The organism is Kitasatospora sp. NPDC092039, assembly GCF_044756065.1.
Taxonomy (GTDB): Bacteria; Actinomycetota; Actinomycetes; order Streptomycetales; family Streptomycetaceae; genus Kitasatospora.
This window is the reverse complement of sequence record NZ_JBIVSD010000029.1, coordinates 72,918-83,837: the sequence shown is the minus strand read 5'-3', so window position 1 is coordinate 83,837 and position 10,920 is coordinate 72,918. Positions and strand designations below refer to the sequence as shown.

Annotated in this window: 7 protein-coding genes; all 7 read left to right on the top strand. The window is 71.7% G+C overall.

The window, feature by feature from the left end:
- Positions 1-352: 352 nt before the first annotated feature.
- The 7 genes from ACIQI7_RS36185 to ACIQI7_RS36155 all read left to right on the top strand — a co-directional run bounded on the left by ACIQI7_RS36185 (position 353) and on the right by ACIQI7_RS36155 (position 10,591).
- The gene (locus ACIQI7_RS36185; protein ID WP_355249753.1) at positions 353-556 is read left to right on the top strand and encodes a hypothetical protein; all 204 of its coding nucleotides are present in this window, start codon (positions 353-355) and stop codon (positions 554-556) included.
- 192 nt (positions 557-748) lie between these two features.
- Positions 749-1,207, top strand: coding sequence for a MauE/DoxX family redox-associated membrane protein (locus tag ACIQI7_RS36180; protein ID WP_401118362.1), 459 nt, complete (start codon positions 749-751; stop codon positions 1,205-1,207).
- 51 nt (positions 1,208-1,258) lie between these two features.
- Positions 1,259-2,122: a DsbA family protein gene (locus ACIQI7_RS36175; protein WP_401118360.1), complete on the top strand. Its 864-nt coding sequence runs from the start codon at positions 1,259-1,261 to the stop codon at positions 2,120-2,122.
- Positions 2,123-2,241: 119 nt separating this feature from the next.
- Positions 2,242-3,249, top strand: a complete 1,008-nt coding sequence (gene lgt / locus ACIQI7_RS36170; protein ID WP_401118358.1) for a prolipoprotein diacylglyceryl transferase — start codon at positions 2,242-2,244, stop codon at positions 3,247-3,249.
- A gap of 147 nt (positions 3,250-3,396) precedes the next feature.
- Complete coding sequence (locus ACIQI7_RS36165; RefSeq protein WP_401118356.1) at positions 3,397-4,134, top strand: VIT1/CCC1 transporter family protein; 738 nt, start codon at positions 3,397-3,399, stop codon at positions 4,132-4,134.
- Positions 4,135-4,551: 417 nt separating this feature from the next.
- Positions 4,552-9,138 carry a glutamate synthase large subunit gene (gene gltB, locus ACIQI7_RS36160; protein WP_401118378.1) on the top strand — a complete coding sequence of 1,529 codons (4,587 nt, stop codon included), beginning with the start codon at positions 4,552-4,554 and terminating at the stop codon, positions 9,136-9,138.
- Positions 9,131-10,591, top strand: coding sequence for a glutamate synthase subunit beta (locus ACIQI7_RS36155; RefSeq protein ID WP_401118353.1), 1,461 nt, complete (start codon positions 9,131-9,133; stop codon positions 10,589-10,591). Before gltB ends, ACIQI7_RS36155 begins: the two co-directional genes overlap by 8 nt.
- Positions 10,592-10,920: the final 329 nt, after the last annotated feature.

Here is a 10,920-nt window from a genome sequence, read left to right as displayed (position 1 = left end):
AAACGCTCGGCTGGGAAACCCCAGCCGAGCGCCTGCATAAACTCATCGCGGCCTAGACAACCGACCACGTGTTGCCACGACCCATAGAAACCACCCGGGGAGTGGGGGGCCGTCGCGTTTCCGGAGCCAGCGCGTATCCGTGGCCGTCGCTCCGTGCCACTCGCTCTTCCGCGGCCGCCGTTCTTCAGCGGGGCGCGGGCGCGGGCGCGCGGCATCGGCGTGCGCGCCGACCGGGATGCGGACCCGAACGGGTGAACAAGGGGTGGGGACACGCATCAGAGGGGGTTGGCGGACGTTGAGTGGAGGGAGGAGTGCACGAACGGTTACGGACCCGAGCGGAAGGAGTGAGCCGGTGCGGAGTCTCCAGCGGGCCGTCCTGCTGCGGGCGGCGGCAGCCGTGGTGGTGCTCGGTGGCGCGGTCGGGGTGCACGTCGAGGTGGGGCAGGCGCTGGCCAAGCGGGGTGCCGAACGGGCGGAACGGGAGGCGGTGGCGTGCGCGGAGGCGGCCCGGCACCCCGATCTGTTCGAGGCGGGGTGGCTTGCGGGGTGCCGCTGACGCGCGGGTGTTCGGTTCCGGGCGGTCCATTCGGACAGAGCGTCACTCATCCGGCTTAATTCCTGAATGCGGAGGAACCACCCCCCGCTCCGGACGGTTCCTCAGGGAGTGAACGAGTTTCCCGAGGGGGGTTCCCTGATGGCCGCGCAGCCCGGTGGCTCCGCGCCCGCGCCGCCGAGAGCGGGGCGCCCGGTGCCGGTCCGGAGTGAGTGGCTCGGCACGGCGGTCCGGCTCGCCCTCGCGGTCGTCTGGGGGTGGGCCGGGCTGGCGAAGGTCTCCGATCCGGCGGAGGCCGCGCAGGCCGTACGGGCCTACGAGATCCTCCCCGAGGGTCTGGTCAAGCCGATCGGTTACGGCCTGCCGTTCCTGGAGCTGGCACTGGCCCTGCTGCTGGTGGTGGGCCTCGGCGTCCGGCTGGTGGCAGGGGTCTCCGCGCTGCTGCTGCTGGTGTTCATCGCCGGGATCGCCTCCGCCTGGGCGCGCGGCATCTCGATCGACTGCGGCTGCTTCGGCGGCGGCGGGCACGTCGACGAGTCCCAGACGAAGTACCTCCAGGAGATCCTGCGCGACACCGGGTTCCTGTTGCTCGCCGGATGGCTGCTGTGGCGGCCCCGCACCCGGCTGTCGGCAGACGGCTGGCTGGCGAGCTGACCCCCACATCCCTGCACCCGACGAAGGCCCCCGACCGTGGATGTCAAGGCAATGAGCGAGAAGAACCGAGAAGGCAAGCGCACCGCCCGCGAGCGGATGCTGGAGCAGCGGGCGGCCGACGAGGCCTCCTCCCGGCGCAAGAAGAAGCTGATCGTGGGCGGGTCCGTGCTCGCGGTGATCGCCGCCGCGGTGATCGTCGGCGTCGTGGTGCAGAACCAGCGCTCCAAGCCGGAGACGCCGACCGCCGCCCCCGCCGGGACGATCGGCGACAAGAACCTGGTCATCCCGGTCGGCGCCGCCGACGCGCCCTCCGTCCTCACCGTCTACGAGGACCCGCGCTGCCCCGCCTGCGGCACCTTCGAGCGCGAGTTCTCGGCCACCGTCTCCCAGCTGGAGGACGCCGGGAAGATCTACACGAACTACCACATCGTGTCGTTCATCGACCGGGCGGTCACCGGCAAGGGCTCCCGGACCGGCGCCAACGCGCTGGCCTGCGCCCAGGACGCCGGGCACTTCCGGGACTTCCACGACGTGCTGTACCGCAACCAGCCGGAGGAGACCAACGACGCCTTCGGCGACAAGGCCGTCCTGCTCAGCCTGGCCAAGCAGGTCAACGGCCTGGACACGCCCGGGTTCCAGTCCTGCGTCAAGGACAACCGGTTCGTCGGGTGGGTGTCCGCGGTGCAGCAGGACTTCGACAAGTCCAGCTTCAAGTCCACCCCGACGGTGCTGCTCAACGGCCAGCCGATCTACCCGAAGAACGGCAGCGAGGAGATCACCCCGGCGAACCTGGTGAAGTGGGTGGACGCCGCGAACCAGGGCAAGCAGCTGGGAACGGCGGGTTCGCACGGGCAGACCCCGGCTCCGACCAGCACCGCTTCGGAGGCCAACAACCCGTCGCCGACGGCCGGCTGAGCCCGCCGCGCCGCGCCGCCCCCTCCCCGTCCGGAGGGGGCGGCGCCGCCCGTTGTTCGGTTTCTGTGACCACAAGGCCGCCCGAGCGGGCCGTCGGACCCTGTAGCGTCGGAACTGCCATGGATATCGCCTACATTCCCAGCCCGTCGCGGGGCGTCCTGTACCTGGGACCGATCCCGCTGCGCGCCTACGCCTTCTGCATCATCCTCGGTGTCGTCGTTGCCGTCTGGCTCGGCAGCAAGCGCTGGGTCGCCCGGGGCGGTGCCAAACACACCGTCGGTGACATCGCCGTGTGGGCCGTGCCGTTCGGCCTGGTCGGCGGCCGCCTGTACCACGTGATCACCGACGGCGGCCGGCTGTACTTCGCCGAGGGGAAGAACCCCTGGGACGCCCTCAAGATCTGGGAGGGCGGCCTCGGCATCTGGGGCGCGGTCGCGCTGGGCGCGGTCGGCGCCTGGATCGGCGCCCGCCGCCGGGGCGTGCCGCTGCCCGCGTACGCCGACGCCATCGCGCCGGGCATCGCGCTCGCGCAGGCGCTGGGCCGCTGGGGCAACTACTTCAACCAGGAGCTGTACGGCCGGGAGACCACCCTGCCGTGGGGCCTGGAGATCGACAAGACGCTGCCGGGCGGCGAGGTCGTGAAGGGCGTCTACCACCCGACCTTCCTGTACGAGTCGCTGTGGTGCGTCGGTGTCGCGCTGCTGGTGATCTGGGCGGACCGCCGGTTCAAGCTGGGCCACGGCCGGGTGTTCGCGCTGTACGTGGCCGCGTACACGGTGGGCCGGTTCTGGACCGAGTGGCTGCGGATCGACGAGGCGCACGTCTACTTCGGCCTGCGGCTGAACGACTGGGTGTCCATCGGGGTGTTCGTGGGCGCCGTCGCGTACTTCGTGATCGTGGGGAAGAAGCGGCCCGGGCGGGAGGACCCGGCGAGCATCGACCCGGCCGCGCACCTGGCGGAGGACGACCGGACTGTCGGCAAGGGCGACGGGAAGGCCGACCAGAAGGCCGACGACAAGCCGGTGCCGCGGAAGGCCGGTGAGCCCGCGGACCGGGAACCGGTCGAGCCCGTGGGCGGCGGGGCGGCCGCCGAGACGGCCGGAGAGAACGCCAAGAACCCGATCTGACCAGGGGCTTCCCCCGGCTGAGGCCACCCTTCGCGAGCGTTGCGAAGGGTGGCCTCAGTGGTGTTCGGACAGCCTTACTTTGCTGGAAATGCCCAGGTCAGACGGGCTACGTTCGAGGCTGACGAACGACGACGGAGGGGAACGACGATGAGCGCGACCACTGTGGGAGCCGACGCCGGACAGCAGCCCCGGATACCCGCGGCCGACCACCACCGGGACGTCAACGGCGGCTGGCTGCGGCCGGCCGTGTTCGGCGCGGTGGACGGGCTGGTGTCCAACTTCGCGCTGATGACCGGGGTGGTCGGCGGCGCGGTGTCCAACGGGACGGTGATCCTGACCGGGCTGGCGGGCCTGGCGGCCGGCGCCTGCTCGATGGCGGCGGGGGAGTACACCTCGGTGGCCTCGCAGCGGGAGCTGGTGCAGGCCGAGATCGAGGTGGAGCGGCTGGAGCTGAGCCGCAACCCGCACGGGGAGCTGGCCGAGCTGGCCCAGCTGTACGTCTCGCGCGGGGTGGACCCGGAGCTGGCCCACGAGGTGGCCCGGCAGCTGTCCGCCGACCCGGAGCTGGCCCTGGAGGTGCACGCCCGGGAGGAGCTGGGGGTCGATCCCACCGACCTGCCCTCGCCGCTGGTGGCGGCCGGCTCGTCGTTCCTGTGCTTCGCGCTCGGTGCGCTGCTGCCGCTGCTGCCGTACCTGCTGGGAGCGACGACGCTGCTGCCCGCCCTGCTGCCGGCGGGGGCCGGGCTGTTCCTGTGCGGCGCGGTGGTGGCCCGGGTGACGGCGCGCAGCTGGTGGTTCAGCGGGCTGCGGCAGCTGGTGCTGGGCGGCGCGGCGGCCGGGGTGACCTACCTGCTGGGGTGGCTCATCGGCGGGCACGTCGGCTGACCGCGATCATGCATGGTTATGCTGGGCAGTGAGTGACGTTTCACACATGGACGCCTGGCAACGCCTGGCACTGTCTCATCATCCGGCCCCCCGCGCCGCGGATTCGCATCCGCAGACGGGCTCCCGGGATGGATTCCCAGGCATCCATGATCGGCTTCTGTGGCGGTCCGGTTTCACCCCTGTTTCAGGCGGTGGAGCGTTGGGCACAATCGTCGGGACGTGCACTGTGGCACGTCCTCTTCACATCCCCGCTGACCTGCGCGCCGTTCCGCCATGTGGACGGGATATTCCGCTTCTCGGGATCACGGGCATCATGTAACTCGCACGACACGCACCATCGCATCAGGGCCAACGTCGTCCCTCCTTGCACCACTTTGCCGAAAGACGACGACGGGAGAGCCGATGCTGTCTGCATCCATGCACTCCGCCAACGAGCCCCAGGCCGGCGCCGCCCGCCAGCCGTACGCGCTCGTGCCGGATGCGCGACCTGCTGCTCAGGGCCTGTACGACCCGCGGAACGAGCACGACGCCTGTGGCGTCGGTTTCGTCGCCACGCTGACCGGCATCGCCGACCACACCATCGTCGAGCAGGCGCTGACCGTCCTGCGCAACCTGGAGCACCGCGGCGCCACCGGCGCCGAGCCGGACTCCGGCGACGGTGCGGGCATCCTGACCCAGATCCCGGACGCCTTCCTGCGCGGCAAGGTCGCCTTCGAGCTCCCGGCGGCCGGGTCCTACGCCGTCGGCATCGCCTTCCTCCCCGACGAGGACGAGCAGGACGCCGCCGCCGTCGCACGGATCGAGGACATCGCGGCCGAGGAGGGCCTGACCGTCCTCGGCTGGCGCGACGTCCCGGTCACCCCGGACCTGCTCGGCGAGACCGCCCGCAGCGTCATGCCGCGGTTCCGGCAGCTCTTCCTCGCGCAGGACGGCAGGGCCGGCATCGAGCTGGACCGGATCGCCTTCGTGGTCCGCAAGCGGTCCGAGCGCGAGGCCGGGGTCTACTTCCCGTCGCTGTCCGCGCGCACCATCGTCTACAAGGGCATGCTGACCACCGGCCAGCTGGAGCCCTTCTTCCCCGACCTGTCGGACCGCGCCTACGCGTCCGCGATCGGCCTGGTGCACTCCCGCTTCTCCACCAACACCTTCCCGAGCTGGCCGCTCGCCCACCCCTACCGCTTCGTCGCGCACAACGGCGAGATCAACACGGTCAAGGGCAACCGCAACTGGATGCGGGCCCGGGAGTCCCAGCTCGCCACCGACCTCATCCCCGGCGACCTGAGCCGGATCTTCCCGATCTGCACCCCGGACCACTCCGACTCGGCCTCCTTCGACGAGGTCCTGGAGCTGCTCCACCTCGGCGGCCGCTCGCTGCCGCACTCGGTGCTGATGATGATCCCGGAGGCGTGGGAGAACCACGCCACCATGAGCCCGGCCCGCCGCGCCTTCTACCAGTACCACTCCAACCTGATGGAGCCCTGGGACGGCCCGGCCTGCGTCACCTTCACCGACGGCACCCAGATCGGCGCCGTGCTCGACCGCAACGGCCTGCGCCCCGCCCGCTACTGGATCACCGAGGACGGCCTGGTCGTCCTCTCCTCCGAGGTCGGCGTGCTCGACATCGACCAGGAGAAGGTCGCCCGGAAGGGCCGCCTCCAGCCCGGCCGGATGTTCCTGGTGGACACCGTCGAGGGCCGGATCGTCGAGGACGAGGAGATCAAGTCCGCCCTCGCCGCCGAGCACCCGTACCAGGAGTGGGTGGACGGCGGGCAGATCCAGCTCGCCAAGCTGCCCGAGCGCGAGCACATCGCGCACACCCACGCCTCCGTCACCCGCCGCCAGCAGACCTTCGGCTACACCGAGGAGGAGCTGCGGGTCATCCTCGCCCCGATGGCGCGCACCGGCGCCGAGGCGCTCGGCTCGATGGGCACCGACTCGCCGATCGCCGCGCTGAGCGAGAAGCCGCGCCTGCTGTTCGACTACTTCGTGCAGCTCTTCGCCCAGGTCACCAACCCGCCGCTGGACGCCATCCGCGAGGAGCTCGTCACCTCGCTGCTGTCCAACCTCGGCCCGGAGGGCAACCTGCTGGCCGCCGAGGCCGCCTCCTGCCGCTCCGTCGGCATCACCTTCCCGGTGATCGACAACGACGAGCTGGCCAAGCTCGTCCACATCAACGCCGACGGCGACCAGCCCGGCCTGAAGGCCGTCACGCTCTCCGGCCTCTACAAGGTGGCCGCCGGCGGCGAGGGCCTGGCCTCCCGGCTGGCCGAGATCGCCGCCGAGGCCGACGCGGCGATCGCCGACGGCGCCCGGATCATCGTGCTGTCCGACCGCCACTCCGACGCCGAGCACGCGCCCATCCCCTCGCTGCTGCTCACCTCCGCCATCCACCACCACCTGATCCGCACCAAGCAGCGCACCCAGGTGTCGCTGCTGGTCGAGGCCGGCGACGTCCGCGAGGTGCACCACGTCGCGCTGCTGGTCGGCTACGGCGCCGGCGCGGTCAACCCGTACCTGGCCATGGAGTCCGTCGAGGACCTGGTCGCCCAGGGCGTGTTCATCGAGGGCGTCGAGGCCGAGAAGGCGATCAAGAACCTGATCAAGGCGCTCGGCAAGGGCGTGCTCAAGGTCATGTCCAAGATGGGCATCTCCACCGTCGCCTCCTACCGCGGCGCCCAGGTCTTCGAGGCCATCGGCCTCTCCCAGGACCTGGTCGACGGCTACTTCGCCGGCACCACCACCAAGCTCGGCGGCATCGGCCTGGAGGAGATCGCCCGCGAGACCGCCGCCCGGCACGCCAAGGCGTACCCGGCCTCCGGCATCCCGGCCGCGCACCGCGCGCTGGACATCGGCGGTGAGTACCAGTGGCGCCGCGAGGGCGAGCCGCACCTGTTCGACCCGGACACCGTCTTCCGGCTCCAGCACTCCACCCGCAACCGCCGGTACGACATCTTCAAGCAGTACACCGACCGGGTGAACGAGCAGTCCGAGCGGCTGATGACGCTGCGCGGCCTGTTCCAGCTGGACGGCCTCGGACGGGAGCCCGTCCCGGTCGAGGAGGTCGAGCCGGTCTCCGAGATCGTCAAGCGCTTCTCCACCGGCGCCATGTCGTACGGCTCGATCTCCCGCGAGGCGCACGAGACCCTCGCCATCGCGATGAACCGCCTCGGCGGCAAGTCCAACACCGGCGAGGGCGGCGAGGACCCGGACCGCCTGTACGACCCCGAGCGCCGCTCGGCGATCAAGCAGGTCGCCTCCGGCCGGTTCGGCGTCACCTCCGAGTACCTGGTCAACGCCGACGACATCCAGATCAAGATGGCCCAGGGCGCCAAGCCCGGCGAGGGCGGCCAGCTGCCCGGCCACAAGGTGTACCCGTGGGTCGCCCGGACCCGGCACTCCACCCCGGGCGTCGGCCTGATCTCCCCGCCGCCGCACCACGACATCTACTCGATCGAGGACCTCGCCCAGCTCATCCACGACCTCAAGAACGCCAACCCGGCGGCCCGCATCCACGTGAAGCTGGTCTCCGAGGTCGGCGTCGGAACGGTCGCCGCCGGCGTCTCCAAGGCGCACGCGGACGTCGTCCTCGTCTCCGGGCACGACGGCGGAACGGGCGCCTCGCCGCTCACCTCCCTGAAGCACGCCGGCGGCCCCTGGGAGCTCGGCCTCGCCGAGACCCAGCAGACCCTGCTGCTCAACGGGCTGCGCGACCGCATCGTCGTCCAGACCGACGGCCAGCTGAAGACCGGCCGCGACGTGGTGATCGCCGCGCTGCTCGGCGCCGAGGAGTTCGGCTTCGCCACCGCCCCGCTGGTCGTCTCCGGCTGCATCATGATGCGCGTCTGCCACCTGGACACCTGCCCGGTCGGCGTCGCCACCCAGAACCCGGTGCTGCGCGAGCGCTTCTCCGGCAAGCCCGAGTTCGTCGTCAACTTCTTCGAGTTCATCGCCGAGGAGGTCCGGGAGATCCTCGCCTCGCTGGGCTTCCGCTCGATCGAGGAGGCCGTCGGCCACGCCGAGCACATCGACGCCCGGGCCGCGATCGACCACTGGAAGGCGGCCGGGCTCGACCTCGCCCCGCTGTTCCACGTGCCCGCGCTGCCCGAGGGCGCCGCCCGGCACCGCACCACCACCCAGGACCACGCGCTGGACAAGGCCCTGGACAACCAGCTGATCGAGCTGGCCGAGGACGCCCTGGAGCGCGGCGACGCCGTCCGCATCCAGCTGCCGATCCGCAACGTCAACCGCACCGTCGGCACCATGCTCGGCCACGAGGTCACCAAGCGGTACCGCGGCGAGGGCCTGCCGGAGGGGACCATCGACGTCACCTTCACCGGCTCCGCCGGGCAGTCCTTCGGCGCCTTCCTGCCGCGCGGCGTGACCCTGCGCCTGGAGGGCGACGCCAACGACTACGTCGGCAAGGGCCTGTCGGGCGGCGTGGTCGTCGTCCGCCCGGCCCGCGAGGCGGCGGCCATCGGCAACGACGCGCAGAACCACGTCATCGCCGGCAACACCATCGGCTACGGCGCCACCTCGGGCCGGATCCACCTGCGCGGCAAGGCCGGCGAGCGCTTCGCCGTCCGCAACTCCGGGGCCACCCTGGTGGTCGAGGGCGTGGGCGACCACGGCCTGGAGTACATGACCGGCGGCCGGGTCGTCGTCCTCGGCGAGACCGGACGCAACCTCGCGGCCGGCATGTCCGGCGGCATCGCGTACGTCCTGGACCTGCGCCCCGCCAACGTCAACGACGGCATGGTGGGCATCGAGGCCCCCACCGCCGCCGACCGCGACTGGCTGCGCGACACCGTGCAGCAGCACTACGAGGAGACCGGCTCCACCGTCGCCGCCGAACTCCTGGCGGACTGGGGCAGCGGGGTCTCCCGCTTCTCCAAGATCATGCCGACCGACTACAAGGCCGTGCTCGCCGCCAAGGACGCCGCTGAGCGCGACGGCCTCTCCGAGGCCGAGACCACCGCGAAGATGATGGAGGCGGCTAATGGCTGACCCCAAGGGCTTCCTGACCACGCCCAAGCAGCTGGCGGAGCGCCGCCCGGTCGACGTCCGGATCAAGGACTGGAACGAGGTCTACGTCGAGCGCAGCCTCCTGCCGATCATCACCAAGCAGGCCGGCCGCTGCATGGACTGCGGCATCCCGTTCTGCCACAACGGCTGCCCGCTCGGGAACCTCATCCCCGAGTGGAACGACCTGGCCTACCGGGACGACTTCGTCGGCGCGATCGAGCGGCTGCACGCCACCAACAACTTCCCGGAGTTCACCGGCCGGCTGTGCCCCGCTCCGTGCGAGTCCGCCTGCGTCCTCGGCATCAACCAGGACGCGGTGACCATCAAGAACGTCGAGGTCACCATCATCGACAAGGCCTGGGACCGCGGCGGGGTCACCCCGCAGGTGCCCGAGCGGCTGTCCGGCAAGACGGTCGCCGTGGTCGGCTCCGGCCCGGCCGGCCTCGCCGCCGCCCAGCAGCTCACCCGGGCCGGGCACACCGTCGTGGTGTACGAGCGGGCCGACCGGATCGGCGGACTGCTGCGCTACGGCATCCCCGAGTTCAAGATGGAGAAGCGCCACATCAACCGCCGCATCGAGCAGATGCGGGCGGAGGGCACCCGGTTCCGCACCGGCGTGCACGTCGGCGAGGACATCACCGGGCAGCAGTTGCGCGAGCGCTTCGACGCCGTGGTCGTCGCGGCCGGCGCCACCACCGCCCGCGACCTGCCGGTGCCCGGGCGCGAGCTCAAGGGCGTCCACCAGGCCATGGAGTACCTGCCGCTGGCCAACAAGGTGCAGGAGGGCGACTTCGTGGCGTCCCCGATCAGCGCCGCGGGCAAGCACGTGGTCGTGATCGGCGGCGGCGACACCGGCGCGGACTGCGTCGGCACCGCCCACCGCCAGGGGGCGGCCTCCGTCACCCAGCTGGAGATCATGCCGCGGCCCGGCGAGGACCGGCCCGGGAACCAGCCCTGGCCGACCATGCCGATGACGTACAAGGTCACCTCCGCGCACGAGGAGGGCGGCGAGCGGATCTACTCCGTCAGCACCACCCACTTCAGCGGCGACGAGGACGGCAACGTCCAGGAACTGCACCTCGTCGAGGTGGAGTTCAGGGACGGCCGGTTCGAGCCCGTGCCGGGCACCGAGCGGGCGATCCCGGCCCAGCTGGTCACCCTGGCCATGGGCTTCACCGGGACCGACGTGCGGAACGGGCTGGTCGAGCAGCTGGGAGTGGACCTCGACGCGCGCGGTAACATTGGCCGCGACGGCCGGTTCGCCACCAATGTCGATGGCGTGTACGTCTGCGGAGACGCCGGCCGAGGCCAGTCGCTGATCGTCTGGGCCATCGCGGAGGGCCGTTCGGCCGCAGCCGCGGTGGACAGGTACCTCGGTGGCAAGACCCCGCTTCCCGCGCCGATCCGGCCCACGGACCGCCCCCTGGTGGTCTGACGGCCCCGGACGGCTCCGACCGGCCGACCCCCGAACCCCCGGCGCCGCATCGCCGGGAGCTCAACCCGCTGCCCCCGCCAGCGTCGCCGGGCCAACGCGGTCTCCTGGCGCCTGCCCTCTTCCCCGACCAGTTGGAGGGCGGGCGCCGTCGCGTTCCCCCGGAGGGCGGCGGCGCCAGGAGCGGCCGAGCACCTCGGGGGCCCGGAACCCCGGGTCCAGCGCGACCCGGCCGGCCGGACGCACGCCGAGGCGGCGAGGACGCTGAGCGGCAGTACGGCGGTCAGCAGGCGTCGGAGCACACCGGGAGAGACGCCCGCACGCCGTCCGGG